General features: G+C 54.8%; 24 protein-coding genes. 8 read left to right on the forward strand and 16 right to left on the reverse strand.

The features are described 5' to 3' along the window. Positions 1–56: 56 nt before the first annotated feature. From R8G34_08300 to R8G34_08310, 3 genes are all read left to right on the forward strand, one after another. Entirely contained in the window at positions 57–701 is a 645-nt protein-coding gene (locus tag R8G34_08300) for a pyrimidine 5'-nucleotidase (GenBank protein MDW3222867.1), read from the forward strand. A gap of 81 nt (positions 702–782) precedes the next feature. Beyond that, entirely contained in the window at positions 783–1,031 is a 249-nt protein-coding gene (locus tag R8G34_08305) for a hypothetical protein (protein MDW3222868.1), read from the forward strand. Between the two features lie 60 nt (positions 1,032–1,091). Then, positions 1,092–2,291, forward strand: a complete 1,200-nt coding sequence (locus R8G34_08310; protein ID MDW3222869.1) for a UbiH/UbiF family hydroxylase — start codon at positions 1,092–1,094, stop codon at positions 2,289–2,291. 8 nt (positions 2,292–2,299) lie between these two features. On the opposite strand, the gene R8G34_08315 is transcribed toward R8G34_08310, so the two are convergent. The 3 genes from R8G34_08315 to R8G34_08325 form a co-directional block, all read right to left on the reverse strand. After that, entirely contained in the window at positions 2,300–3,427 is a 1,128-nt protein-coding gene (locus R8G34_08315) for an aminotransferase class V-fold PLP-dependent enzyme (GenBank protein ID MDW3222870.1), read from the reverse strand. Positions 3,428–3,553: 126 nt separating this feature from the next. Beyond that, positions 3,554–4,012, reverse strand: a complete 459-nt coding sequence (locus R8G34_08320; GenBank protein ID MDW3222871.1) for an Lrp/AsnC family transcriptional regulator — start codon at positions 4,010–4,012, stop codon at positions 3,554–3,556. Next, positions 4,009–4,464, reverse strand: coding sequence for an Lrp/AsnC family transcriptional regulator (locus R8G34_08325; protein MDW3222872.1), 456 nt, complete (start codon positions 4,462–4,464; stop codon positions 4,009–4,011). The genes R8G34_08320 and R8G34_08325 overlap by 4 nt, the downstream gene beginning before the upstream one ends. A 135-nt stretch (positions 4,465–4,599) precedes the next feature. Here R8G34_08325 and ilvC point away from each other — a divergent pair, with 135 nt between their 5' ends. Beyond that, positions 4,600–5,622: a ketol-acid reductoisomerase gene (gene ilvC, locus R8G34_08330; GenBank protein MDW3222873.1), complete on the forward strand. Its 1,023-nt coding sequence runs from the start codon at positions 4,600–4,602 to the stop codon at positions 5,620–5,622. Between the two features lie 90 nt (positions 5,623–5,712). After that, the gene (locus R8G34_08335; protein ID MDW3222874.1) at positions 5,713–6,633 is read left to right on the forward strand and encodes a DMT family transporter; all 921 of its coding nucleotides are present in this window, start codon (positions 5,713–5,715) and stop codon (positions 6,631–6,633) included. Here R8G34_08335 and glmM read toward each other — a convergent pair. From glmM to R8G34_08375, 8 genes are all read right to left on the reverse strand, one after another. Then, positions 6,630–7,976 carry a phosphoglucosamine mutase gene (glmM, locus tag R8G34_08340; GenBank protein MDW3222875.1) on the reverse strand — a complete coding sequence of 449 codons (1,347 nt, stop codon included), beginning with the start codon at positions 7,974–7,976 and terminating at the stop codon, positions 6,630–6,632. The two genes, R8G34_08335 and glmM, sit on opposite strands and share 4 nt — an antisense overlap. After that, the gene (gene folP, locus R8G34_08345; protein ID MDW3222876.1) at positions 7,969–8,982 is read right to left on the reverse strand and encodes a dihydropteroate synthase; all 1,014 of its coding nucleotides are present in this window, start codon (positions 8,980–8,982) and stop codon (positions 7,969–7,971) included. Before folP ends, glmM begins: the two co-directional genes overlap by 8 nt. 3 nt (positions 8,983–8,985) lie before the next feature. Beyond that, positions 8,986–9,909, reverse strand: coding sequence for a dihydroneopterin aldolase (locus R8G34_08350; protein ID MDW3222877.1), 924 nt, complete (start codon positions 9,907–9,909; stop codon positions 8,986–8,988). A gap of 92 nt (positions 9,910–10,001) precedes the next feature. Next, on the reverse strand, positions 10,002–10,628 hold the full coding sequence (locus R8G34_08355) for a cell wall hydrolase (protein MDW3222878.1): 627 nt from the start codon (positions 10,626–10,628) through the stop codon (positions 10,002–10,004). Between the two features lie 156 nt (positions 10,629–10,784). After that, positions 10,785–13,349, reverse strand: coding sequence for a putative PEP-binding protein (locus R8G34_08360; protein MDW3222879.1), 2,565 nt, complete (start codon positions 13,347–13,349; stop codon positions 10,785–10,787). A 54-nt stretch (positions 13,350–13,403) separates the two neighbouring features. After that, on the reverse strand, positions 13,404–15,497 hold the full coding sequence (gene glyS / locus R8G34_08365) for a glycine--tRNA ligase subunit beta (protein ID MDW3222880.1): 2,094 nt from the start codon (positions 15,495–15,497) through the stop codon (positions 13,404–13,406). Then, positions 15,497–16,018, reverse strand: a complete 522-nt coding sequence (locus R8G34_08370; protein MDW3222881.1) for a DUF6446 family protein — start codon at positions 16,016–16,018, stop codon at positions 15,497–15,499. Before R8G34_08370 ends, glyS begins: the two co-directional genes overlap by 1 nt. Then, positions 16,015–16,956: a glycine--tRNA ligase subunit alpha gene (locus R8G34_08375; GenBank protein MDW3222882.1), complete on the reverse strand. Its 942-nt coding sequence runs from the start codon at positions 16,954–16,956 to the stop codon at positions 16,015–16,017. The genes R8G34_08370 and R8G34_08375 overlap by 4 nt, the downstream gene beginning before the upstream one ends. A 159-nt stretch (positions 16,957–17,115) precedes the next feature. Here R8G34_08375 and R8G34_08380 point away from each other — a divergent pair, with 159 nt between their 5' ends. After that, the gene (locus R8G34_08380; GenBank protein ID MDW3222883.1) at positions 17,116–18,915 is read left to right on the forward strand and encodes a serine protease; all 1,800 of its coding nucleotides are present in this window, start codon (positions 17,116–17,118) and stop codon (positions 18,913–18,915) included. 168 nt (positions 18,916–19,083) lie between these two features. Here R8G34_08380 and R8G34_08385 read toward each other — a convergent pair whose 3' ends face one another. The 3 genes from R8G34_08385 to R8G34_08395 all read right to left on the reverse strand — a co-directional run bounded on the left by R8G34_08385 (position 19,084) and on the right by R8G34_08395 (position 22,890). After that, positions 19,084–20,670, reverse strand: a complete 1,587-nt coding sequence (locus R8G34_08385) for a thiamine pyrophosphate-binding protein (protein ID MDW3222884.1) — start codon at positions 20,668–20,670, stop codon at positions 19,084–19,086. Position 20,671: 1 nt separating this feature from the next. Further along, positions 20,672–22,120: a TrkH family potassium uptake protein gene (locus tag R8G34_08390; protein MDW3222885.1), complete on the reverse strand. Its 1,449-nt coding sequence runs from the start codon at positions 22,118–22,120 to the stop codon at positions 20,672–20,674. Positions 22,121–22,650: 530 nt separating this feature from the next. Then, a complete protein-coding gene (locus R8G34_08395) occupies positions 22,651–22,890 on the reverse strand; it encodes a hypothetical protein (protein ID MDW3222886.1) in 240 nt (79 codons plus the stop codon). 135 nt (positions 22,891–23,025) lie between these two features. Here R8G34_08395 and R8G34_08400 point away from each other — a divergent pair, with 135 nt between their 5' ends. Together R8G34_08400 and R8G34_08405 are read left to right on the forward strand one after the other, a co-directional pair. Next, the gene (locus R8G34_08400) at positions 23,026–23,340 is read left to right on the forward strand and encodes a hypothetical protein (protein MDW3222887.1); all 315 of its coding nucleotides are present in this window, start codon (positions 23,026–23,028) and stop codon (positions 23,338–23,340) included. After that, positions 23,333–23,803: a hypothetical protein gene (locus R8G34_08405; GenBank protein MDW3222888.1), complete on the forward strand. Its 471-nt coding sequence runs from the start codon at positions 23,333–23,335 to the stop codon at positions 23,801–23,803. The genes R8G34_08400 and R8G34_08405 overlap by 8 nt, the downstream gene beginning before the upstream one ends. A 62-nt stretch (positions 23,804–23,865) precedes the next feature. Here the strand turns inward: R8G34_08405 and R8G34_08410 are convergent, their stop codons facing one another. After that, positions 23,866–24,744: an IS1595 family transposase gene (locus R8G34_08410; protein ID MDW3222889.1), complete on the reverse strand. Its 879-nt coding sequence runs from the start codon at positions 24,742–24,744 to the stop codon at positions 23,866–23,868. A gap of 134 nt (positions 24,745–24,878) precedes the next feature. Beyond that, a complete protein-coding gene (gene folE2 / locus R8G34_08415) occupies positions 24,879–25,982 on the reverse strand; it encodes a GTP cyclohydrolase FolE2 (protein ID MDW3222890.1) in 1,104 nt (367 codons plus the stop codon). Between the last annotated feature and the right edge of the window lie 117 nt (positions 25,983–26,099).

A 26,099-nucleotide genomic window follows, 5' to 3' on the forward strand; every position in this document is an offset into this window, starting at 1 on the left:
CCATCGTGCAACCCTATCACCTTGCCCGCCAGGACCTGACGTTCTAGACAGTCGTCATGCCAAGAGAACATTTCGCCGACGTCAGCACATGGGTCTTTGATCTGGACCACACGCTCTACCCACCTTCTGCGCGGCTCTTTGATCTGATCGAAGTGCGCATGACGTCTTATGTCATGGACACGCTCGACGTTGATCACGCAGAAGCGGACAGGTTGCGCAAATACTATTGGGCCAAGCACGGCACAACGCTGGCGGGTCTGATGCGCGAACATGATGTCGATCCGGGCCCCTATCTGACTGACGTACATGATATTCCGATGGACCGTCTGGCACCTGACCCTGTTCTGGCCGCCCAGATCACGCAGTTGCCAGGCCGCCGTATCGTCTACACGAATGGTTGTGCGCCTTATGCGGAACGGGTTTTGGCAGCGCGCGGTTTGAGTGGTGTTTTTGATGCAATATACGGCGTGGAACACGCAGACTTCTTGCCCAAACCCGATCGTGCGGCCTTTGACACGGTGTTCCGCAAAGACGGGCTGAGCCCGGAAACCGCCGCGATGTTCGAAGATGATGCACGAAATCTTAAGGTTCCCCATGACATGGGTATGCGCACAGTCCATGTGGCTGAGACACGTGGGACGGGCGCGCACATTCATTTCCACACAGAGGATTTAAGTAGGTTTTTAAACAACTTGCTTTGATTTGCCTGCGACAATCAGGCCTCTGTAAAAGAGCATTTGCACGCCTATCTGACAATGAACGTCGGAATGAGGAGTACGCAGATGACCATCGCCACAAACCCCCCGTCCCCGCCATTATGGCAGCGCATGTTTTTCAAGATCCCGGTACTTGGATGGATCGCCAGAGACTTGCTATTTGGTGACAAAAACAACGTATGGTTCGCCATCATCGGATTTGTCAGTTTGTGGATGAGCGCCGCCCTGACTTTTGGCCTGCCCGGTTTGTACCTGCCGGCCGTTGGGTTGGTTCCGGTCATGTTCTTGATTCTGTTGCTGATCACGAAGGGCTAGCGCTCTACTGGCCATTCTCGATAACGCACCATAATCTACCGCGACGGAAGCGGAGGATGAATGCCCCAAAATACATGTGATGTGTTGGTTTCAGGCGGCGGGATCGCTGGTCTGACGGCGGCTGCGGCATTCGGGGCCGCCGGTTTTGACGTGGTCTGCGTTGATCCGGCGCCGCCGATTACCGATCGTGAGGCGAAAGGCGCGGACATGCGGTCCACTGCCATGTTGCAACCCGCGCGAGGCGTTTTGCAGGCGGCGGGTCTTTGGGACAAGCTCGTACCGCATGCTTCCCCCTTGCAGATCATGCGGATCGTGGACGCCGGAGGCGAGACCGCCGAACCGCGTTTGACAAAAGATTTCAATGCGGCGGACGTATCTGACTTACCTTTTGGATGGAATTTTCCAAATTGGCTGTTACGTCGTGAAATCGTCACGCGCCTTGATGAATTGCCCAATGTTACATTTATGCCGGGCACCGCCACGACGTCTTTGTTCACCCGCGAACGCGAAGCACGTGTTGGACTGAGCGATGGATCCAAGGTGCGCGCACGGCTTGTCATCGCGGCGGACGGTCGCGCATCTCCGATGCGGCAGACTGCCGGGATCGACGTTCAAACGACACGCTATGGCCAAAAAGCGTTGGCGTTTGCGGTAACACACCCGATTCCACATGAGAACGTATCGACCGAAATTCATCGTACTGGCGGCCCCTTTACCCTGGTGCCCTTGCCGGATCGGGATGGAATGCCGTCATCAGCGATTGTGTGGATGGATGATGGCCCTTTGTCACAGGGTCGTATGGAGATGGACGTATCGGAATTTGAAGATGAAATCTCCGCGCGCAGTTGTCACTTGTTCGGGCCGTTGACCTTGGTATCTCCCCGCTCGATCTGGCCCATCATCACCCAGAAAGCCGCACGACTGTCCGGTGAGCGCCTCGCCTTGATCGCTGAGGCCGCACACGTTGTCCCACCTATCGGAGCGCAAGGTTTGAACATGAGCCTTGCGGATACCGCAACGCTCTTAAAACTGGCGCTCGAACGCCCCGATGACCTTGGAGACCGTCGCATGCTGGATGCGTATCACAAGGCAAGGTACAGCGACATTTCCGTTCGAATTCAGGGGATTGACCTATTGAACCGTGCAAGCCGGGTGAACGCACCGCTGCTCCGGGATGCCCGTGCAACAGCGCTGAATGCTCTTTATGCAATGGGTCCGGTGCGCAAAACGCTCATGCAAATGGGGTTGGGCGTAAAATAAATCCGCCCTTACAGAAGCTGATCCATCACCCGTTGCAGCCTGCCCAATGTACCTTCGACATCATAAAGTTTGTCGAGGCCAAAAAGTCCCAAACGAAAGGTTCGAAAATCAGCCGGTTCGTCGCATTGCAACGGGACTCCTGCAGCGATCTGCATGCCCTGAGCGACAAATTTCTTGCCGTTTTGGATATCGGGGTCAGACGTGTAACTCACGACAACGCCCGGTGCGCCGAACCCGTCCGCGGCAACCGACGTCACGCCTTTTGCGGCCAGCATTGCGCGCACCGAATCTCCCAATTGCCACTGCGCTTCTTTCAGACGCTGAAATCCATAGTTTTTGGTTTCAAACATTGTATCGCGAAAGGCACGCAAGGCATCTGTCGGCATCGTCGCGTGATAGGCATGTCCGCCATTCTCATAGGCCTTCATGATGCTGTGCCATTTGGCCAGATCAATTGCAAAGCTGTCCGACTGTGTTTCCGCCAGCCTTTGCTCGGCACGCTCAGACATCATCACCAATCCGGCGGAGGGGGAAGCAGACCACCCTTTTTGTGGGGCTGAAATCAGAACATCAACGCCAAGCGCGCGCATATTCACCCACGCGCAACCCGATGCGATACAATCCAATACCATCAACGCACCTACCTCATGGGCGGCTTTGGCCATTGCCGTGATATAGTCATCTGGCAGGATAACACCTGCGCTGGTCTCTACATGTGGGGCAAAGACCACGTCAGGTTTTTGTTCGCCAATCGCTTTGACGACCTCGTCAATCGGGGCGGGTGCAAAAGGCGACGGCGTGTCATTGGCCGTCTGGCGCGCTTTCAGTACAGTCGTATTTGACGTCAGCCCACCAGTTTCAAAAATCTGACTCCAACGGTATGAAAACCAACCATTTCGCACGACCAGGACTTCAGCGCCACGTGCAAACTGACGTGCGACGGCCTCCATTCCAAAGGTACCACCGCCCGGAATTATTGCCACTGCATCGGCTGAATAGACGCCTTTGAGCATCTCGGAGAGGTCGTTCATAACCTGTTGAAACGCAGCACTCATTGAATTCAGTGAACGGTCTGTGAAAACAACCGAGAATTCTTCCAATCCTGACGGATCCACGGTGTCGAGCAATGCTGGCATGATGAATTCTCCCTAGGTTTGATACTGATCTATCGGGTCATTGCGTGGTTGGCAAAGTCTACTTTTCTATGAGCGCGCGCATCCAGCAGATATCTTGGTTCCTACAGGAAACAAACGGAGCCTGCCTTAGCCAATCGGGCCGGCGCGGCGTTCTTCACTGAGCAGAACATTGGCTTCAACTTCGCCAACGCCCGGCAGCGTCATAATCCGCCGCCTGAGGACACGCTCGAAATCTGGCAGGTCACGTGCGACAACCCGCAGACGATAGTCATACATCCCCAGAACGTGTTCAACGCGTTGCACTTCCGGGATTGCGCTCACAGCGCGTTCAAAATCCTCCAGGCTGACGCGTCCTTTGGTCGCGAGTTTGATACCCAGAAATACCGTCACACCAAACCCCAAAGCCTCCGCATTCAGGCGCAATTGACGACCCTTGAGGACACCCGCACTTTCCAATTTACGAATACGCCGCCAGGTTGCAGGCTGAGAAAGGCCAAGATTGCGCCCCAGAGCGCCCGCACTCTGACTCGCATCCCGCGCCAAAGCGCTCAACAAACTGCGATCCAGATCATCCAGGTCAATCATAGCGGCAAAATCTCCTCTGCTTTGATTTGGGCAATTTGCATAAGGGCCTCAATGTCAGCAATATGCGGCAGGATCAGGATCCGTTTGCGGTAGATATCCTGATAATGCGCCATGTCCCGCGCGATAATGTTGAGACGCACATCAACCCGGCCGAGAAAAGTCTGAATTTCCGTCACTTCCGGAACCCCGCGCGCCGCTTCGATGAAATCATCGAATGCACTTGATTGCGTCTTATCCAAGGTGACCCGCAGCGACACCTCAACCGAATAGCCAAGCGCAGTCCAGTCGATCACCGCACGCACACCGGCAATCACGCCAGTTTCCTGCATCCGTGTGATCCGCCGCGCCGCCTTCCCAGTGGTTGTCGCACACCGCTCTGCCAATTCGATAGGCGTCAGACCGGGATCGGACTGCCAATTTCTTAATATGCGTCGATCCAGATCATCAAGCATGAAAATCTCATTTATCTTCAATAACACGCATGACTATTTCACAATGCAGGCGAAAGATAAACATATGGCGAATAGAAATCGCAGTAATTCAATGTATTTTCGCCTCAGATTTCAACTACTCAAAGGACCACCGATATGCGCGTTTATTATGATCGCGATTGCGATGTAAACCTGATCAAAGACATGAAAGTCGCTATTCTTGGCTATGGTAGCCAAGGTCACGCGCATGCGTTGAACCTGCGCGACTCAGGGGCGAAAAATCTTGTCGTTGCGCTGCGCGACGGTTCGCCATCAGCGGCGAAAGCCGAAGGTGAGGGCCTGACAGTTATGGGCATTGCAGAAGCCGCTGCATGGGCCGATCTGATCATGTTCACAATGCCAGACGAGCTTCAGGCAGAAACCTACAAAAAATATGTACATGACAACATCCGCGAAGGCGCCGCAATTGCATTTGCCCATGGTTTGAACGTCCATTTTGGCCTTATTGAACCCAAGGCAGGGATTGATGTCGTGATGATGGCGCCCAAGGGGCCCGGCCATACGGTGCGCGGCGAATACACAAAGGGCGGTGGCGTGCCTTGCCTAGTTGCGGTGGATAAAGACAGCTCTGGCAAAGCGCTGGAAATTGGCTTGTCTTATTGTTCTGCCATTGGCGGTGGGCGCTCCGGCATCATCGAAACCAATTTCCGCGAAGAATGCGAAACCGACCTTTTCGGCGAACAGGCCGTACTATGCGGAGGCCTAGTCGAGCTGATCCGGATGGGTTTTGAAACCCTGGTTGAGGCAGGCTATGCGCCCGAAATGGCCTATTTCGAGTGCCTTCACGAAGTGAAACTGATCGTGGATCTGATCTATGAAGGCGGTATCGCCAACATGAATTACTCGATCTCGAATACGGCGGAATACGGCGAATATGTCTCCGGACCGCGCATCCTGCCTTATGACGAGACCAAGGCTCGGATGAAAGCCGTACTGACCGACATTCAAACTGGCAAATTTGTTCGGGATTTCATGGCGGAAAATCAGGTCGGTCAGCCATTCTTCAAGGGTACACGCCGTATCAACGACGAACACCAGATCGAAGCAACTGGAGAAACCTTGCGCGGTATGATGCCTTGGATTTCGGCGGGAAAGATGGTCGACAAGGCAAAGAACTGATACTTCGACACAGATCGAAACACGTCGGCGCGTTGCAGCGCTATGATGAACGGGGCGGGATGATCCGCCCCGTTTTCATGAAAGAAGACAATGACCTCATCGCCAGACATCACGGCAAGAAGCTGGCTCTTGGTCACTATTCTGGGCCTGACATGGGGCGGGACGTTTTTGGTCACCGAAATCGCCCTGCAAGGCCTGACACCGTTTTGGCTTGCCGCAGGTCGGATCGGTTTTGCGGCTTCGCTGATGGTCGCGGTCTGGGCGTTTATGGGGTTTGGCCTGTTTGATGAAACCGCGCCCGTAAGAACATGGGTCGAAACCGCCCTGATCGGCGCCTTGAGTTCTGCCATTCCCTTTATGCTTCTGGCGTGGGGGCAACAATTCGTCACGGCTGGATTTGCGGGTGTGTCCATGGCGGCAGTCGCACTGATTGTCTTACCCCTTGCCCACTTTCTTGTACCGGGTGAACGTTTGACGCCGCGCAAGGGTCTTGGATTCGTGATTGGTTTCATTGGTGTTTGTGTGCTCATCGGAGCGCAAGCCTTTGAAACAACAGGAGCACGCATGGAACCCGCCGGCCGTTTGGCCTGTCTCGGCGCCGCTTCTTGCTATGCAATGTCCTCGATATTGATGCGCAGGTTGCCGTCAGTCGACACCATTGGTCTATCGACGGTATTGCTGTTGATCGGGGCGACCCTCGTTATTCCGCTTGCCGTGATCATCGAAGGACCTCCGCCCCTGCCCGACCGCCAAACACTATTTGTTGTCGCTATGCTTGGCTTGATCCCGACGGCCGCTGCGAACCTTTTGCGGGTTCAGGTCGTGCGTACTGCAGGACCCGTTTTTATGTCCCTGACCAATTACCAGGTCCCGATCTGGTCGGTCGTTCTGGGCGCTGCCCTGCTGGGCGAACCACTTCCGACGTCGCTTCTCTGGGCCATGGTTTTAATTTTGGCAGGCGTCGGAATTAGCCAATATGGTGCGATACGTCGCCTGTTTCGTCCCGTCTAATTACTCACTGCATCCGCGACCGCTTCAACAACACTATCAACCGCGCGCTCCATAAGCACCGAATCTTCATGCTCTGCCATAACGCGCACCAGAGGTTCGGTTCCCGATTTTCGGATTAACAGCCTGCCTGCACCCGAAAGATCCGCTTCCGCCTGCGCAATCGCCTTTTTGACAAGGATGCTTTCAAGCGGAGTCTGTCCAGCTGAAAAGCGCACGTTCTTAAGAATCTGTGGTACGGCGTCGAAATTGTGCAGCAATGCACTCGCAGGCTTTTCAGACCGTACCATTTCCGCAAGGAATTGGAGTCCCGCCATCAGCCCATCCCCCGTGGTTGCATAATCAGACATCACGATATGCCCGGACTGCTCACCGCCGAGGTTGTAATTGCCCGAACGCATGCGCTCGACGACATACCTGTCACCCACCGCGGTGCGTTCCAGTCGCACACCCTTGCCAGCAAGAAAATGCTCAAGGCCAAGATTGGACATCACTGTCGCGACGAGTGCGTTGTTCGCCAGCTTGCCTTCAGCGGCCCACCTTTCGGCCATCAACGCCATGAACTGATCGCCGTCTCCGATCTTGCCGTTTTCATCCAGCAAGATCACCCGGTCCGCATCGCCATCAAGGCAAATGGCCACGTCAGCGCCATGTGCAACGACTGTTTCGGCCGCAAGTTGTGGATGCGTCGACCCGCACCCCTTGTTGATGTTCTGACCATTTGGCCCCACACCCACCGGGATAACCGTAGCCCCAAGCTCCCAAAGTGCCTCAGGTGCAACGCGATACGCTGCCCCGTTTGCGCAATCCACAACCACCTTGAGCCCATCCAGACGCATCTGGCGTGGAAACGATGACTTCACGCGTTCAATATAGCGAAAACGCCCGTCATCGATACGCTTGGCCCGCCCGATGTGTTTAGCCTCAATAGGCGCAACACCTGTCGCAATCAGTCCTTCGATATCCGCTTCCATCTGATCAGAAAGCTTGAACCCGTCGGGCCCGAAAAATTTGATCCCGTTATCCTCGGCGGGGTTATGGCTGGCCGAGATCATCACGCCAAGATCGGCGCGCATTGAACGTGTCAACAAGCCGACAGCCGGCGTGGGCACGGGTCCAAGCAAGAGCACGTTCATTCCGGTCGATGTGAGCCCTGCCGTGAGGGCATTCTCAAACATGTAGCCGGAAAGGCGGGTGTCCTTCCCAATGACCACGCGGTGCACGCTGGAGCGGTCCCGACTGAAATAGCGCCCGACGGCTGCTCCAATTTGCAGCGCCATATCAGCGGTCATTGGGTGTATATTAGCCGTGCCGCGCACGCCATCTGTGCCAAAGAGTTTATCCATCCGCGCAACCTGCCATGGCCGCACGCCAAAGCGCAATGGCCTGAGCGGTTTCTGGCACGTCATGCACCCGCACAAATTGTGTCCCATGTTTCAAAGCCGCGAGGGCTATGCTCAAAGATCCGGGCATGCGGTCCTGCGCAGCTTCGGCTTTGCCAATTGTACCTATGAACTTTTTACGCGACGCCCCCAGCAAGATCGGCACACCCAGCCCATGAAACAATGACAATCTCGCGAGAAGCGCCAGATTGTGATCTAACGTTTTGCCGAAACCAATGCCGGGGTCAGCGATAATCCGAGCTTTGGGGATGCCTTGAGCAACAAGACTGGCTATCTGTTTTTTCAGAAAATCGAATACGTCCAAAACGACGTCTTCGTACTGCGGATCTTGTTGCATGGTTGCTGGGTCACCCTGCGCATGCATCACGCAGACTGGTATGGACTGCGCAGCGCACAGCGGCGCGAGGTCCTTATCGAAGGTGAAACCAGATACATCGTTCACCAGGTTGGCACCGGCCTCCAATGCGGCCGCGGCGACAGCAGACTTGCGCGTGTCTATTGAAATGGTTTGGTTGATACCCGCAGCTCTCAAGGCCTTGATGACCGGCACAGTTCGTTCGATTTCCTGATCTGCGGATATGAAAGCGGCACCGGGGCGTGTCGACTCACCACCAACATCCAAAACATCGGCAGTGCGCATTTTCAGTGCGCCCGACACGGCAGCTTCTTCCGAATTGTGTTTACCGCCGTCTGAAAAACTATCAGGGGTGATGTTCAGAATCCCCATAATGCGTGGTCTGTGCATCTTTATCCCGGCAATGTCAGCGCGTGGTTCGATCAGTGACGAGATATCTGCCGGATCCAGATCGGCGGCAGATACTGTAACGGGCACCGCAGAACGGGATAGAATTTCGATGTCAGTGAACCACCCCCTCCCACCCGCAAGGGTCAAAGCGTGAGCGGGGCGGGCTGTATCAACTTGAACAATCGGGCGAAAATACGCAGTCATCGCCTACAGGTTTTCGTCCTGAGCTGAAACCGACCGTAACGGCACAGAAGCGCTTTGCGGCAAGTCTGCGCCGATCACCAGCATTTCGCTCGCTTCAAAGGTCGCGGCAAACCAGGCCGCCAGAGCAACCGCATCACGCGGTTGTGCGGAGGGTCCATCGACCGCATCCAATACAATCTTTGACGGGGCCCAGACACAGGATTGCCCGTTCTTCATGGCCCAGTCGAGCTCCGTGCGCGTATTTACGACAACGCAACGATCATCCTTTGACGCGAGAACCCACGCATTTTGTTCGATCGCCAGCAGATCAATCCGACGCTGCGCCATTTTGTGATCAATCTGGGGTGCCGACGTATCGGACGCACCGACGCAGAAAATCAATGGTCTGCCCGTCGTTTCCAACTGGTCAATCCAACCCTTGAGAAACCGAGACCTGATTGCTGCATTACTCAAATAAATCAATTCTGGCTGAGGTGCGGAATCTTCTTGCAGCGGTGTGACAACAGATCCCCCACGTGCCCGCACGATCTCGACGCCCAAAGCACCGGGTCCACGGTCCAGTTTTTCAATCCGCACAAAAGCACGCTTGGCTTGAGGTTCCAGAAGAATCCGCTCTGCCACGCGTTCCGCAAGCGTTTCCAGAAGGTTCAAGCGCTCCTCAGAAAGTTCGGATGCAATGGATTCCGTGACTTTGTCATAGCTCAGGATGCGGTCCACATCGTCGTCTATAGGTCCAGTCAAGGGCTGCACTTCAACAACAATATTGAAACAAATCCGCTGCGTGACTCCGCGCTCGGCTTGAAACGCGCCAATTTCTACTTCGACAATATGATCCCGCAAGGAAATTCGATCTAGCTGATCTGTTCCCGCAGTGGCCTGCGATCTTTCGCTGGGATGCGCGAAGGCAAGTCTGATTTCGGAGCTCATGGGCTGGACTTTCTGTCGAAATGGGCGCGCATCTCTATGGAGGGCGCGTTCCGTTTACAGCCATCCGCAGCGCGCGCAAAGTACCGAAAGCGTCAATTGCTCGCTGTTCTCCACGTATGTCGGTAAAATACGTGAACACCGATAGCAGCAGTTTTGGTGTAGACTTTGCTCCACCGAGGTTTCACGGCAGTTGTATGGTAATGAGTTGCGCCTTCGGTGAGGTCCGGAGCGACCCCATCCAACGCCGCGCGCGCCACTTTGGACACCCGTTCAAAGGCTCGCGGCTCCGCAATAATCTCTTTTTGTCCATCACATGTATAGGTGAACTGGCACTGGTATTTCTTACCGGTACCTTGATGAATCACGCCACACGCCGAACTTGGAAACCGCCCGGATTGCACGCGGTTCAGGATCACTTCTGCCACCGCAAATTGCCCTTTGACGGTTTCCCCACGCGCTTCGAAATAGAGTGCTTCCGCGAGACAGCGCCACTCATCGCCGCCCTGCGGTGAAGGCTGCCGATCAATCCACGACTTTGAAAACTCCAAAGTAGGCGCCGATTTGGCTGATCCATTTTTGTCTAGCTTGCGCTTTTCGACGATGGATCCAGAATCGCTGTTTTGACGCTCGCCTTGGCGTGCTGTCGCGGTATCAGCGACAAAAGCACTCAAAAACAGGCCTAAAGACAGCGAAAAAATCGCTTTGCAGATAATACGCACGACTGCGTCCCCCAAGTCAAATTCTTGGCCGTGCTCTACCCACTAAAAAAGTTGACGTAAAGTTTACGCGTTCCGGCATGGTTAACATCGGCAGGCAACCGCTCAACACGTCATCCGTGAAACCGCTATATATAGATTCATATAATTCAGAATCCGCTACATGTTGATGCCTATCGCCAATTGTGCGGCAGCTAGTCGCGCCACTGGGACGCGGAAGGGTGAGCAGGACACATAGTCGAAACCCGCATCTCGGCAGAAGGCAATTGATTCGGGATTACCGCCATGTTCACCGCAAATGGACAAAGTGACGTCAGGCTGCGCGGAGCGCCCTCTTTCTGCTCCAACTTTCAACAACTCTCCCACACCGTCCTTGTCCAAGACGTGAAATGGATCTTCCGGGAAGACTCCCTGTTGAACGTAGTCTGACATGAAACGCCCGGCATCATCGCGCGACAATCCGTAAGCCATTTGTGTCAGATCGTTAGTTCCGAAACTTAAAAAAGCGCAATGCGGTGCAATTTCAGCAGCCCTTAGCGCCGCACGTGGCGTTTCCACCATCACGCCCAACCGATAATCGAACTCTTCACCCATTTCAGTGCGAACCGCCGCCGCAATACCATCAATCGAGGTCTTTACCAGTTCAACCTCGCGCCGGGCAGAAACAAGTGGGATCATGATCTCAGGCACAACGGCGGTGCCATGCCTGCTGATCTCGATTGTGGCTTCAAAAATGGCCCGTGCCTGCATTTCATAGATTTCCGGCACAGTCACGCCAAGACGCACACCGCGCAAACCCAGCATCGGGTTATACTCAGACATCGCTTCGATCCGCCGGGATACATCCGACAAGGGCAGATCCAGTGCTTCGGCCAATTCGCGCTGCCCAACGCGGTCTGTTGGCAGGAATTCGTGCAAAGGTGGATCAAACAGACGGATGCAGACCGGCTGCCCTTCCATAATCCGGAAAAGCTGTGTGAAATCTGCGCGTTGCATGGGCAACAATCGCTCAAGAACAGCGCGGCGGTCCTGCGATGTTTCAGCAAATATCATTTCGCGCATGACAGTCAGTCGGCCCGCTTCGAAAAACATGTGCTCGGTTCGACACAGTCCGATCCCCTGCGCATTAAAGTTACGCGCGGTCTGTGCGTCTGCTGGCGTATCCGCGTTTGCACGAATGCCGATGTCACAAAACTCGGTAGACCACTCCATCAACTTCTGAAAGCTCTCATCCAAAGCGGCTTCGCGCATCTCCGGCGCGCCGGCAAGTACTTCGCCGCTGGTGCCGTCAACGGTTATGACTTCTCCCGTCGTAAAGACGCGGCCATCTTTTGTGACCAATTGGTTTTTGCTACGGTTGAATCTCATATTCGAAGCACCCACCACACAGGGCAGACCAATCCCGCGTCCAATGACCGCGGCATGGCTGGTGATGCCGCCCCGCTCGGTCAATACGGCTTGCGCGGCATGCATCCCTCTGATGTCTTCAGGCGAAGTTTCGCGACGCACCAGAATACAAGGATCACCCCGCGCGGCGCTTGCCTGTGCTTCGGCGGCTGTAAAGACGATTTGCCCTGCTGCAGCCCCTGGGCTTGCCGCAATTCCACGCCCAATGACATCGCGCCGGGCATCCGGGCTCACCTGCCGGTGAAGTAGCTCAGACAAAGTGCGCGGCTGAATGCGCATCAACGCCTCCGCGCGCGGAATGACCTGATCATCGGCCAGTTGTACCGCAATCCGAACCGCGGCCTGACTGGATCTTGCAACCCGAACACCATCAAGGATGTGCAGGGCCCCGTTTTCGATGGCAAATTCAACCTGCATCTCTTCGCGCAACTTGACCCGCATCAGCGCCGCATGCGCTTTCAGATCCTGAAAGGCATCTGGTGCCAATTCTTCCAGAGAAGCGCCTCGAGGATCACAGCTGAGATACAAGGCGGCGGCATCCCCCTCAAGGGCATCGCGCCCCTGACTTTGACTGAGATATCGGCCTGTAATCTGCGGCAGCCCGGTGTCACTGTTCACCAGTTGTAAGACGCCGGATCCGCATTCTCCCTGACCAAGGCCGAGCGCCATTTCCTGCACCACCAGCCCCAGCCCTGCGTCTGCTGGCGCGCCTTTGGCTTGCCGCAACAACCGCGCGGAGGTTCCATCCCACGCGCGCGCCATGGATTTCAACACCGCCGCCAATTGCTCTGAGGGGTCTTCGGGAAAAGGCTCTTCGAGATCGTTTTCATAAGCGCGCAACGCTTCGCTCAAACCTTCGCGCCCTTCGCCATGCACATCTTCAAAAACATCCGGGTCAAGGCGCGCGACATCAACCGCATAAGACTGCACGAAACGGGTAAAAATTGCCCGCGCCGCTGTTTCGCCAAGCCGCTCTTTAAGTGCTTCAAAGCGGCGTTCATTCATACCGATATTCAAAACGGCGCCGGGACCACCCCAGTCCGGGTCTTCCGAGGAGGGCCGCACACAAAGCAAGGCCCCGTCCGGGAATTGCGACACGATTGCCGGGATATCGGGCAACTCGCCTTTTGCAATGCGTTTGACAGCGTCAAAGGACAACGCAACGGTCCGCGGGACGGGCAACTCCAACCGGACCAGCCGCTGCAAGCATTTTGCCCGACCCCCATGTGTTTCCGCCGTAATCGGCGCTTTTGGCGTTACAAGTGTGGTATGTGGATTATTCTGCACTGCGGCACCCAATTTGTATGGCCGCAGCATAGGGTGTTAACCTGCACTGACAAGTACCTAGAAATGCTTACGATCAGTCGCAATTCATCCGTCGATGAGTGTCAGATCGGCCACCGACCCACAAAGCTTTTTGATTTGGCTCAGCAGGTTCAGGCGGTTGCGTCGAATGGTGCTATTGTCCGAATTGACTTGCACGGCGGTAAAGAATGCATCCAACGGCTCGCGCAGGGCGGCCATTGACGACATTGCAGTTGCAAAATCCAATGCATCCATTGCGGGTTTGATTTTCGCCTCAGCCGCGTCGAGGGCTGCAAACAAAGCGCGCTCCTCATCGGTTTCGGCGTATTTTACATCGGCACCATAGGAGTATTCCACGCCGTCTGCGGCCTCGGCTTGCATCAGAATGTTATTCGCGCGCTTGAAGGCCTGAAGGAGGTTTTCACCATCATCTGTTGCCAGTACTTCCGATAGAGCGGTCGCACGCTTTGCCAGCAGCGTCAGGTCGTCATTGCCCGGCATCGCGATGCAAGCGTCGATGATATCATGGCGAATGCCTTGGTCCCGGAGATAGACCTTGAGGCGGTCGTGGAGAAAAGAACGAATTTCACTGGTATCTGCGTAACCCTTACCGCCATCACGTTCTTTCCCGCCGACAACTTCGGCACTCTTGGAAAAGACGCCGTCAAACGCCAGTGAAAGATCATTTTCCAAAACAATTCGAATGGCTCCCAGAGCAGCGCGCCGCAGCGCGTACGGGTCTTTGCTGCCAGTGGGTTTCTCATCAATCGCCCAGAACCCTGTCAACTTATCGATTTTTTCTGCCAAAGCGACGGCGATAGACACCGGGGCGGTCGGTACATCATCTGAAGGACCAAGTGGGGCGTAGTGTTCCTGAGCCGCCGCCGCCACTGCATCAGAGCGACCTGAAGCTTTAATGTAATACCGCCCCATAAGCCCTTGAAGTTCAGGGAATTCATAGACCATTTCAGAAGAAAGATCTGCCTTGGCCAAACGCGCGGCTTCTTCGGCTTCATCCGGATCAGCACCAACAAGCGGAGCCAGTTCACGCGACAGTGCCATCATGCGTTCAATCAGCTCGGCTTGGGTGCCCAGCTTGTTATGGAACGTCACATTTTCAAGACTTTGTAGCCAGGTGTTCATGTCATTCTGAGCGACTCGCAAGTCATTGTCCCAAAAGAACTTGGCGTCTGCCAAACGGGCCGACAGAACTTTCTCGTTGCCCGCCAAAATGGTAGATCCATTGTCTGCGGTCTCTATGTTCGCGACTGTGATGAAACGTTCAATACGACCCGATTTCGGATGACGTACTGAGAAAAACTTCTGATGCTCTTTCATCGATGTTTGGAGAACTTCTGGCGGCAAGCCAAGGAAATCTTGGCCAATTTCGCCCATCAGAACCACGGGCCATTCCACAAGTCCGGCAACTTCGGCCAAAAGGCCGGGATCCTCGACCACCTCATATCCACTAGCGAAGGCCATATTGGTTGCATCATGCCAGATAGACCGCGCCCTTTCCTCCGGGTCGAGAACGACGTAAGCGCGTTTCAGTTTCGCAGCGTAGTCCTCAAAAGAAGTAACCGAGAAACTGTCATGCGCCAGGAAGCGGTGCCCCTTCGTCGTGTCGTTTGCAGTAATTCCGTCAACTTCGAGTGGCACAATTTCAGTGCCCGCTTCGTCATTCAACACACACAGGATCGAATGGAGGGGTCGCACCCAACGCAAACCGCCAGTTTCCCAGCGCATGGATTTTGGCCATGGGAAGTTCCGAATGGTGGCCTCAAGAACTTCAGCGATAATATCAGCGGCAGGACGCCCTTGTTTTTCGATCTTCGCAAAAAAGACGGCGCCTTTTGGTGTGTCGCGTTGCTCCAGTTGATCCCGCGTGAGGCCTGCGCCGCGCAAAAATCCTTCGATGGCCTTATCAGGTGCATCGGCACGGGGGCCTTTGCGCTCCTCGATTGTGGTTGGGCTGGCGGCAAGAACGTCTTCTATGGTTACGGTCAGGCGACGCGGCGTGGAAAACTCTGCTGCGGAGGCGTAGGTCAATCCGGCATCGACCATGCCATTGGTCATCAGCTTTTTAAGGTCCTGAGCCGCGCGGCGTTGCATGCGCGCTGGGATTTCTTCGGAAAAAAGTTCGATCAAAAGATCAGGCATCAGTTTTCATCCAGTCTTGGGCATTCTTCGCCCACAATCGTTCCGTCGTAAGCTTTTTCGCCACAATCATTGAGTTCGTGCCAGATGTAACCGCGCCCGTCCTCGGAGATAGCGACAATTCGATCGACCCCGAACTCCACGTTTTTCTGACCCAAAAAAGGTAAAGCCCGACCGCTCGCCAAATCGTCAGCGATTGCGGCAGCGTCAAAACAATCAAACCACCCCGGTGCATTGCGCGGTGTTGCACTTTCGAGGCCAACATATGTTTCGCTCAGCATCGCCAGGCTGGAGGAGGTTTCAAAACAAGCCCGGAACCGTATGGGTGAACTGTCGGCGTCAATCGCCTGAATACCCTGCGCTAAAATCGTTTCGGGCTGATTTGAGGTGAGTGACACGAGTTGCACTTCAGGCAGCGCAGAAGTGGCCTCTTGGTAAAACCCATAGACCTGCAAGTAATAGAGCGCGACGCCGGCAATTGCCGCCGACGTCAGTATCGCAATGCCAACGATTTTTCCGTTCATGCCGCGTTTTCCGGTGTCCAGCCTCCGGCACGTGTTTGCACAAAGGCATCCGCGCATCTTTTGGCCAACGCCCGCACCCGCCCAATATAGGCCTGTCGCTCGGTGACGGAGATCACACCGCGCGCATCCAGTAGATTGAAAATGTGACTGGCCTTGATGCACTGATCATAAGCCGGGTGAGCCATAACGATCCGTTTTCCGGTCTTGGGATCCTCATGTGGCGTGTCCAGAATTTCGCTGCAATGCTGTTCGGCTTCTTCGAAATGGCGCAATAGAACGGACGTATCCGCGGTATCAAAATTCCAGCGCGCATATTCTTCTTCGGTCTGTTTGAAGATATCACCATACGTCAGCGCGATTGGCGTTTGCGGATCGTTGAAGGGCATGTCCATGACGTGATCTACGCCGAGAATATACATGGCCAATCGCTCCAACCCATACGTCAATTCGCCCGAAACCGGGTGGCAATCATGCCCGCCGACCTGTTGGAAATAGGTGAACTGGCTGACCTCCATGCCATCGCACCAGACTTCCCACCCAAGGCCCCACGCACCCAAAGTTGGACTTTCCCAGTCATCCTCAACAAATCGAATGTCGTGCATCGACATGTCAACGCCAATGGCCCGAAGTGATCCGAGGTATAGGTCCTGCAAATCCGGGGGGCTTGGCTTGATCAGCACTTGAAACTGGTAATAGTGCTGCAATCGATTGGGATTTTCGCCATAGCGCCCATCCGTCGGCCGTCGGCAGGGTTGCACATAGGCCGCCGACCAAGGCTTGTCGCCCAGCGATCGCAACGTTGTCGCAGGATGAAAGGTGCCAGCGCCCACTTCCATATCATAGGGCTGCAGGATCGCACATCCCCTGGCGGCCCAATAAGATTGCAATCTCAGGATGATGTCCTGAAACGATTTAGGGGGGGGTAATGTATCAGACATGGGGGCCGCCTCGGCTGCTCTTGCGCGCCTTTCCTACGTGTGTGTGCTGGAAGCGTCAATTGCACACAACTCGATAATTCGAACCAATGCCTTATGGTCATACCCTCCTTTTCCTGATTATCTGCGCCCGATTAAATTCGGTTTGGGGTTGATACTGAAATGATGCGGTTGTTCGTGGTTTTTGCTGTCGTTTTTTTCAGCGTTGCGCATTTGGCGCGCGCGCAGTCTTCTGATGAAGTGGTCTGGGTGCAGATCGAAGCGCAACCCAGCCTTCAGGGCGGGGAAAACCGCGCGCGCGCCTATTCTAGTACACTGGCTGACGTGAATGGCTTTTCCCTTGGCAATGGATGGTATGGCATCGTGCTCGGCCCTTATACCGCTGCCGATGCGCAACAGGTCTTGCAGGTCTATCGCGCAGATGGCCTCATCCCACGTGACAGCTACATCGTGGCAAGCGCTGCTCTCGCCCAACAATTCTTTCCAGCGGACGTTGATATTTTACAGCGTTCAAGACAATCTATTGAGCCCGTAGAAACCGCCCAGGGCGCGCCACTATTGCCAGAAGCAACTGTTGATCAGGGTCCAACGCTGACGCTCCAAGGCCTGTCTCAATCGCCCAGTCGAAACCTTGAGCGTCCAGTCGAAACACCCGCCGAGGCAAGGCGCAATGAACGCGATCTTTCACCCGCAGAGCGACGCCAGATTCAGACGGCATTGCAATGGGCCGGGTTCTATAACTCAACCATTGATGGCGCGTTCGGGCGTGGAACGCGCAGTTCGATGTCGGCCTGGCAGCAGGTAAATGGCTTTGAACCGACAGGTGTGTTGACCACTTTGCAACGCGCGGCTTTGCTCAACGACTACAATGCAGTTTTGGAAGGACTGGATCTGCGCCGCGTCACAGATACCCTGGCCGGAATCGAGATGATAATTCCGAGCGGTAAACTGGAGTTTCGCCGCTATGAAGCACCCTTTGCTCAGTTTGAAGCATCAGATGGCAGTAATGCGCGTCTATTGTTGATCAGCCAAGAGGGTGATGCCAATACGCTCGCCAGTCTTTTTGAAATCATGCAGACGCTGGAAATAGTCCCTTTGCAAGGCCCTCGTGACTTATCAAAGACGGGGTTCTCTTTGATTGGCCGCAACGCAGACATCATCAGCGAAACCCGCGTGACCCTGTCAGACGATCAAATCAAGGGTTTTACGCTGATTTGGCCGTCAGGTGATGAAGAACGCCGCACGCGTCTGCTGAAAGAGATGCAGGCCAGTTTTACAAAGCTGCCCGGCGTTTTGGACCCGTCCGTCGGAACGGACACGCAACAGCAGGTCGATTTGGTTGCAGGTTTGCAAATACGCAAACCCCGCATATCACGGTCCGGCTTTTTCGTGGATCAAAATGGTACCGTCATAACGACCTCCGAAGCGGTTCAGAGCTGCACACGGATTACGCTTGATGAAGAGTTCGAGGCCGATCTAAAGGCGCTGGATGGTGAACTTGGCGTTGCTCTTTTGACGCCTTCTGCGCGCCTGTCGCCGCCTCAGGTCGCCCGTTTCAGCGCGGCCTTGCCGCGCCTGCAATCGGATGTGGCGGTTGCGGGGTATTCATACGAAGGCGTTCTTGACGCCCCCACCATGACATTCGGAAAGCTGTCTGATCTGCGCGGTTTGCGCGGTGAACAAGACCTCAGCCGGTTGGCCCTCGCCAGTTTGCCCGGCGATGCTGGCGGCCCCGTCTTTGATGAAAAAGGCGATGTATTGGGCATGTTGTTGCCCCGTGGTGGCGGTGAGAGACAGTTGCCAAAGGACGTGACCTTTGCCTTGGCAGGATCCGCGATTGCCAGTGTGATGGAAAACGCCGGTCTGGTGGCGGATAGCGGGAACGGCCTCGTTGGGACGGCGCCCGAAGACATCACGCAACAGGCGCGTGCCATGACCGTTTTGGTCAGTTGTTGGGAGTGAGCACAAAGATATTGCTGGCGGGTCGTCTGCGGCACCATCTACATATCTCATCGCGACGGGGTCAATTTTCGCCGGTTTAATGCCCATCCCGATACTGAAGTTGAACGGATCTCAAAAGTTTTTTCAAACCAATCGCAATTTTGGAACACGGCGAGCCGCCCCTGACGACTAGGCGATGATATCCGGCGTGACGTGGATCAATGTCGGACCTTGTGATGAAAAGGCTTGACGTACCGCGTTCCCAAGTTCCGCCAATGTCTCTGGCGCCTCGGCACGCGCGCCAAAGGCTTCGGCTAGTTTGCAAAAATCGGGATTACGCGCGATGACTGCATTCGGCGCGATTTGTGCCCGGATCATGCTATCTTCGATCTCTTTCAGTTTACCATTGTCCCACAGGATTATCGGCAAGCTCAGACCCAACTCTACAGCCACCCCGAGTTCCTGCATGGTATAGTGAAACCCATAATCCCCGATGATCGCCATGGTCGGCAAACCGCGCCGCGCGACCGCCCCGCCAATGGCCGCCGGTGTCGCATAACCCAGCGTGCCAAAACCGTAAGGGTGATGCCAGTGTCCGGGGCGATCCATATCCCAGACCTCTTTGGCGACATAGGCAAGCTGCGTCATGTCAGAATAAATCATCGTGTCTGCCGGCACGACATCCCGAATTGCGTCACATATGGGCACAATGCCGGGGCGCTCGGCATCAACTTCTGCGCGCCACCGCGATCGCGTTTCGGCCACGTGTTCAGCGGTCCATTCGGTCGCATTCTGGGTGCCTTCAAGCGCAGCGGCCAACGCTGAAAGCCACTCAACGGCGTCCGCCTGATACACATCATCACCTGCATTGGCTCGGGCGAGAACCTCCGGGTCAAGATTGACATGAATCGCCGGGCAGGAATGGCCGGGCTTTTCACGCCAAAGATCCACCTCCGCCAGATCGGTCCCGACAAAAATCAACAAATCCGCGTCCGACAGGATTTTCGCACTGCCCGGGCGCGCCAACGCCGCCCCAAAAAACAATGGATCATCTGCGGAAACGATCCCTCGGCCCGCATAACTGGTGAAGGACGCCGCATTTAGGCTTTTCAGGACTGCGTGGGCGGGGCTGTCCATGCCACCGGCTTTGGATGCGCCACCGCCAAACACGAAGACGGGCTTCCCAGCGCTTGTGATTTTACGAGCGGCCATCGTCACGTCAGCCTTATCTGTTTTGAATAGCTTTGTGACCTGCACTTGGGCGGGTTCTGCTTCCGCCACAAGAACCTCAATCGGCACCTGAATGTGCTTGGGCAAGGGGCTACGGGCTTGAAACTCGACAAAAGCCCGGTCAACAAGCGCATAGGCTCCCTGCGCCGTACGCGCCTCTTCGGACCAGTCACAGACCGTCTCCGCAGCAGCGCGCTGGTCTTTCATCTGGTGCAACTGTCCGCGCCGCGCCGCCGTTTCGTCCAGACAACTGGATATAACCAGCATCGGCACCGAATCCGAATAGGCCTGCCCCATCGGCGTCATGATATTGCACAGCCCCGGCCCGGTGATCACATAGGCTACGCCCGGTTTGCCAGTGGCGCGCGCATACCCATCCGCCATAAACCCCGCGCCCTGCTCGTGTCGGGCAAGAACATGCGTGATGCCCGCCTCGTCAATGCCACGGTACATTTCCTGATTGTGCACACCCGGAATGCCGAAGATCACATCGACACCTCGATCTTTCAGCATGTGGGAAATCTGCGCGCCCAAGGGTCTTTGCATCTCAGTCTCTCCAGAATTGCACGGTCAGGATTGCGTAGACCGCCAAGAGTTCAAGCCGTCCCAGCAACATGCCTGCGGACAAAAGCCATTTTGCTGTATCGTTGAGGCCGGAAAAGTTACCCGCAGGTCCGATCTCTGCCCCCAATCCCGGCCCCACATTCGAAAGGGCCGTCGCGGCGCCGGACAGAGATGTAATGAAATCCAGTCCCGTCAAACTGAGCGCCACTGCCAGCAGGCCAAGTGTCACGATAAAAAACATGAAAAACGAAATTACTGAGCTCAAAACATCCTCGCCCACAGGGCGTTTGTCATATCGTACAACAAAGACACCATTGGGAGACCTGATGCGGCGCAATTGCATTTTGATGGAGGCAAAGAGCAATTGATACCGGAAGATCTTGATCGAACAGGTGGTCGATCCCGCGCAACCGCCAATCAATCCGATGAAAAAGAATGTCGCAATCAACAAAGGACCCCATTGCATGTAATCCGCCGAGGCATAGCCTGTCCCGGTCATGATAGAGGTCACATTGAACAAGGCTTCGCGCATGGACTGTACCGGTGCCAGCGCAGAAAACCGCATCAGGACAAAGGAAACAGCCAGTACAATGATCAGAAGCGTGACGGAAAATACACGCACCTGACTGTCCTGCCAAAGAGGTCTGTGCTGACCGTTTATAAGCTGGACATATCGGACAAACGGCAAGGCCGACAGGATCATGAAAAGCGCAGCAGCAATCTCTATGTTGCCCTTGAACACGCCAAAGGAGTCATCGTAGTTGGCAAAACCACCTGTTGAAACCGTGGTCAGGGCATGCACGGTTGCATCAAAAGCATTCATGCCAAGTGCGAGGTAGCTGAGGGCGCAAACCATAGTCAAGCCAAGGTAAATGCTGGAAATCTGGCTGGCGATCTGCCCCGCACGCGGCAGGATTTTTCCCATCGTATCAAAACCCTCAGAGCGGAAGATTTGCATACCCCCGACACGCAATTCTGGCAAAAACACCATGGCAACCACGATGATGCCGATGCCTCCCAGCCATTGAAGGATCCCGCGCCAAAGCAGTAACCCTTTTGGCAGGTCCTCAAGCCCAGAAAAAACGGTGGATCCCGTTGTTGTAAGGCCAGACATCGCTTCAAAGAACGCATCGACAAAACGAGCCTCGGTGTCACCGAACATAAATGGCAAAGCGCCAAAAAGCGGCAACGCGACCCAAACGCCGGTCGTCAGCAAGAAGGTTTGCTGAATGGTAAGTCCTTCTTTGACACCGTTTGCGCAGGCGAGCGCGATGAGCCCCCCAGCCAGCACAGTCATAGCGGCAGATTGCATAAAAACAGGCCAGTGCTCGCGTCCTTCGGCGATATCGATCAGCATTGGCAGCAGCATGGCCACCCCGAGCACGGCCACCAGCAAACCGATCACATATCCAACAGGGCGAAGGTCCAACATACCCGCAGGGTTGGCCGTGCGTTGCTCCAGTGTCAAGCGGATGCGACGCGTGCTCTATCGCAGACATCGGTCATGTTGGAGCGTCTGAAGTTTTTCTGTCTGAAGGGCATCAGAAAACTTGGCGACTGAGCCCCAAGCCCTCAATGCGGCGTAGAGTCTTTAGCGCGACCAAAAAAGAAACAACAAGTGCGTTGGTGATCTTAGCCGTACGATAAAGTTCCACAGAACACCCACTATCGGGATTGCTCAGGATCAGTGCGCCAATTTGGTCATTAAATTGAAACATATTTCCTGTGAGCCTCGAAAAGACCACGAAAACCGGGTGCAATGCCGGATGGATCAAATGATCTCAACGCAGCAGGTCTAAAGGTTCCTTGGGCCTGAAGAGGCGTTCGCTCCCGCAAGTGTGACCCGCTCAAAACCCCACAGGATTCCCGTATCCCGACGCAAAAAGGCAATCTGGTACAAGACCCCGTGCACGCCGCGATTGCGGGCCATTACACGAGGTGACACGGGAAGTTCAAACATCCTTACGCGTAGTACAAGTCCTGAAACACCAGATGTACAATATCGTCGCGTTTGATATCCAGCGCCGCCAACTGTTCATCCGACTTTGCATGAAGAGCTTGAAAATTTTGGACGCGCACGGTGTAGGCGCTCGAGATCAAAAGCCCTGACCCGATGGATTTGAGAAATCCACATGCAGAAGCAAATGCATTACGTAGTATGCGACCGCTTTCGCCGCCCATATGGGTTGATTGATTAGCCATAGGAGATCCTTAATTCTTGTTGGGTCTCCTCCCTGCTGTCTTTATAACGGCTTCCCGGACGTTTTAGAATTGCAACTTCCGCGGGGTGTATCCCCTCAGCATACGTTATGATTGACGAATCTTACATTTCCGCTGATGCTGCATATCTTAGTGAAAAGGTGGGCAATGTCAGATTACAAACCGCATCCAGACGACACCGAGGAAAATACGCTGGAGAAGGCGACAGAGGCGATTGTTCGCGCTCGACCAACAAACCGTTACTATATTTTCCCCATGGCGGACAGAACCGAAATTGCATTTGGCAACGGTCGGCACCTCACTGGAAGAGATGGCAAGGAGTCGTTTCAGCTACAATACCATACATCAATATCGTTAGACGATTTCACCGTTCGAGACCTTCACCGGTCTCTAACGACCCTGCTAGAGGTGATCGACAAGAACGATGGTTAGAGGACTAAAGCAAGGGCAAGCAAACGAGCCAATTGGCCTCATCGGCATTGAGGGCGGAAGGAGCGGCGGCGGCGGTATCGGGTCTGGAAGTGGTGGCGGCGGTGGCGGTGAGATTGATCGTGCATATGTTGATGCGAGAATCGAAGCCGTGAAAGCACAGAACGAAACAGCATATGCAAGATTAGAGGCGAAGATTGACAGCATCCAGCCGGGCGCGACATGGCAGCAGAACGCTGGGCTACTGGGTATCGGTATCGTCGGAGCTTTGGGACTTATTTTCGCTATTCTCAGTTGGGGCAGTGATAGATTCGATAGTGGGGTTTCTGCGATGGGTGCCGTAGAGGAGGCGTTAGACACGCAACGGGAATTAAATGTCGCGCAAGATGCGCGTCTTGAGAAAATTCTAGAAGCCTTGGAGGCGCAGAGTGGCGAACCTGAAACAGGCCCGGAAGGGCAAGATTGAAGATTTTATCAAGGAACATGAGGCAGACCCAGACGGCGACCTCGACAAGCTGGATGCGCTGATTAAGCGTCCAGTTCAGGAAAGCGAGAAAGCAGCTCGCCCAGCATCACCTCAGGAGTCGTCCGACGATTGAAGCGGTACTCAAACTCTTTGACGTAGGCTTCAAGGTACTTGGGCGACACGTTGTTGTGCGTACCTTTCAAAGACCGCTTCAAATGACCAAAGAAGTTCTCGATTGAATTGGTGGTTTCGCCGTTTGGCCCGACATACTCATCCTTGGAATGGTTCACCGTCTTGTGGGTGAAGCGATCAACTGGAATGGCCTTGTTATAGGAGCGCAATTCATCGGTGTGGATTTCCGTGCCGTCAGCAATGTTCTCATGAATGTGGGGCAGTAGCGAGCCGCGTGACTGATCCTCAACAACTTTGAGCATCACATCACCGTCACGCTCCATCATGCCCATTACGACGCTCTTGCGATCCCGCCAGTCCATACCGGTAGTTTTGCCGCCAACATAGGTTTCATCGACCTCTACAACCTTACCAGAGCCACCAAGGGAGGCTTCGCCGTCAACTTCTGCCATGTGCTCGCGGATCAGCTTCGCCATGCGCCATGCTGTCTTGTACGTCACGCCAAGCTGGCGCTGCAATTCCTTGCCAGACACGCCATGCTTGGACGTGGTGAACAAGAAGATAGCATAGAACCAAAGCTGCAACGGTGTGCGGCTCTTTTCAAAGATGCTGCCGACCATCGGGTGGATGTGGTGGCCGCACCATTGGCATGAAAAAGCCTGTTCAGACTGCAAGCGATACCACTTGGCGTCACGCTCACACTTGGGGCAAGCGTGGCCTTGACCGAAGCGAACATTAAAGAGGTGTTCCAAACATGCCTCATCTGTGGGGAACTGCTGGAAGAACTGGCGGACGTTTGTCTGTTTCATGTACTATAGGTGGGTATTCACTCACCGTATGTCAAGGGGATACACCCCACTTCCGCATAGCCGCTATCCAACAGCAACGTCGCTTATAAAAACCACGCGCTTATGAGCGCGTGATTTTCGCTTCCAACATGGGTTTAACCAACGTGGAACAACGTATTGAATAACTGGGGGTCGAGGCTTTCTGCCGAGAAAGTTTCGCCCTCAACCAAAACACTGACGGCGTCGTGGCTGTGAAGGCTTTCCTGATGGCTTGCAATAATTCTGAAGTCACAGATCCTTACGTCGGCCTGCAACTGCTCACAGAACAAACGCGCTGCATCCTCAACAAAAATAGGGTTCGCCGCGTTGAGCTCGGCAAATGCCTGCTCGTCCTCGCGTTTCACCATCACTTGCGTTTCGGTCGGGACAGCGCGACGGCATGCCTCGATCAGATCCTCAAACCACAGACACCCGGCATTGTCGTCAATCTCGGCCGAGACCCGCGCAACTGAGCGTTGGGAATGCGGCGTGGCCAGTTGGCCGCGCGTCGCACGCGCGTGTTCCGACAATTCCAGCGAACAGGGGCAGGTCGATGAATAGACGTAATCAAGATGCATGATTTTTTTACGCACGCCACCCGTCTCGACCAATTCCAACGCGATGTCATAATATTGATATCCGGACAGGCCAGATCGCAAACTATCGACTTTCATCGGAAAGCTGAAACGCATCTGGATGCGTGCGTCAAAACTCTCAAGGTCCGTGATGTAATCGTCCAGAGCCGCTTCAATGACTCCAAAGCTAAAAGTCGCATCGGCGTGCTTGTAGAAGGAGCGCATGATCCGGGACATGTTGATGCCCTTTTTGTCCGCTTCAAGGCTGACAGAACCCGTTACCGAAGTCTCAAGCATAACTTCGCCGTTGTCACGCGTCCGGAACCGAATGGGAAGGCGGAAGTTCGAGATACCGACGTGTTGGATTTGCTGCTTGGCCCCCCGGATCAGGCTGGATGGCCCGTTTTGCAGGTCAGGAAGCGACGATTTGTAGCCCTCATCCGTTTCGAACCCCTCGGGGTATTCACGCGAGAAGGCAGGATAATTCACCGCGTCCCCGCCAGGAACCAATCGCGCTACAGAGGGATCGAGCTCCAAAATCTCAGTGCTACTGGCACCTTTTGCCCAAGTGCGCAAAAGGGCCAAGGCAGCTTCCGCCTCATCCCGATCTGGCGTGGCATCAAGGATGGGTGTGTGGATGTTCATCGCTATGTCCCTCATGATGGCGTCTGTATCAAGAGATAGGTCATCGTGTCGCTCTGACCAACTCTCCTCACAGATACGTCAAGTCGTGATAAAAGGATCAAAATTCTTAGCTTGGTC

Source organism: Paracoccaceae bacterium (genome assembly GCA_033344815.1).
GTDB lineage: Bacteria > Pseudomonadota > Alphaproteobacteria > Rhodobacterales > Rhodobacteraceae > Roseobacter.

Coding starts and splice junctions, on each gene's coding strand:
- glyS (MDW3222880.1), bottom strand. CDS start 15,497: ATGCCTGATCTTTTGATCGAACTTTTTTCCGAAGAAATCCCAGCGCGC.
- folP (MDW3222876.1), bottom strand. CDS start 8,982: ATGACTGCGTATTTTCGCCCGATTGTTCAAGTTGATACAGCCCGCCCC.
- R8G34_08405 (MDW3222888.1), top strand. CDS start 23,333: ATGGTTAGAGGACTAAAGCAAGGGCAAGCAAACGAGCCAATTGGCCTC.
- R8G34_08320 (MDW3222871.1), bottom strand. CDS start 4,012: ATGATTGACCTGGATGATCTGGATCGCAGTTTGTTGAGCGCTTTGGCG.
- R8G34_08310 (MDW3222869.1), top strand. CDS start 1,092: ATGCCCCAAAATACATGTGATGTGTTGGTTTCAGGCGGCGGGATCGCT.
- R8G34_08410 (MDW3222889.1), bottom strand. CDS start 24,744: ATGAAACAGACAAACGTCCGCCAGTTCTTCCAGCAGTTCCCCACAGAT.
- R8G34_08300 (MDW3222867.1), top strand. CDS start 57: ATGCCAAGAGAACATTTCGCCGACGTCAGCACATGGGTCTTTGATCTG.
- R8G34_08375 (MDW3222882.1), bottom strand. CDS start 16,956: ATGTCTGATACATTACCCCCCCCTAAATCGTTTCAGGACATCATCCTG.
- R8G34_08370 (MDW3222881.1), bottom strand. CDS start 16,018: ATGAACGGAAAAATCGTTGGCATTGCGATACTGACGTCGGCGGCAATT.
- ilvC (MDW3222873.1), top strand. CDS start 4,600: ATGCGCGTTTATTATGATCGCGATTGCGATGTAAACCTGATCAAAGAC.
- R8G34_08325 (MDW3222872.1), bottom strand. CDS start 4,464: ATGCTTGATGATCTGGATCGACGCATATTAAGAAATTGGCAGTCCGAT.
- R8G34_08350 (MDW3222877.1), bottom strand. CDS start 9,909: ATGAGCTCCGAAATCAGACTTGCCTTCGCGCATCCCAGCGAAAGATCG.
- R8G34_08305 (MDW3222868.1), top strand. CDS start 783: ATGACCATCGCCACAAACCCCCCGTCCCCGCCATTATGGCAGCGCATG.
- R8G34_08360 (MDW3222879.1), bottom strand. CDS start 13,349: ATGCTGCGGCCATACAAATTGGGTGCCGCAGTGCAGAATAATCCACAT.
- glmM (MDW3222875.1), bottom strand. CDS start 7,976: ATGGATAAACTCTTTGGCACAGATGGCGTGCGCGGCACGGCTAATATA.
- R8G34_08390 (MDW3222885.1), bottom strand. CDS start 22,120: ATGTTGGACCTTCGCCCTGTTGGATATGTGATCGGTTTGCTGGTGGCC.
- R8G34_08335 (MDW3222874.1), top strand. CDS start 5,713: ATGACCTCATCGCCAGACATCACGGCAAGAAGCTGGCTCTTGGTCACT.
- R8G34_08400 (MDW3222887.1), top strand. CDS start 23,026: ATGCTGCATATCTTAGTGAAAAGGTGGGCAATGTCAGATTACAAACCG.
- R8G34_08380 (MDW3222883.1), top strand. CDS start 17,116: ATGATGCGGTTGTTCGTGGTTTTTGCTGTCGTTTTTTTCAGCGTTGCG.
- folE2 (MDW3222890.1), bottom strand. CDS start 25,982: ATGAACATCCACACACCCATCCTTGATGCCACGCCAGATCGGGATGAG.
- R8G34_08385 (MDW3222884.1), bottom strand. CDS start 20,670: ATGCAAAGACCCTTGGGCGCGCAGATTTCCCACATGCTGAAAGATCGA.
- R8G34_08395 (MDW3222886.1), bottom strand. CDS start 22,890: ATGGCTAATCAATCAACCCATATGGGCGGCGAAAGCGGTCGCATACTA.
- R8G34_08315 (MDW3222870.1), bottom strand. CDS start 3,427: ATGCCAGCATTGCTCGACACCGTGGATCCGTCAGGATTGGAAGAATTC.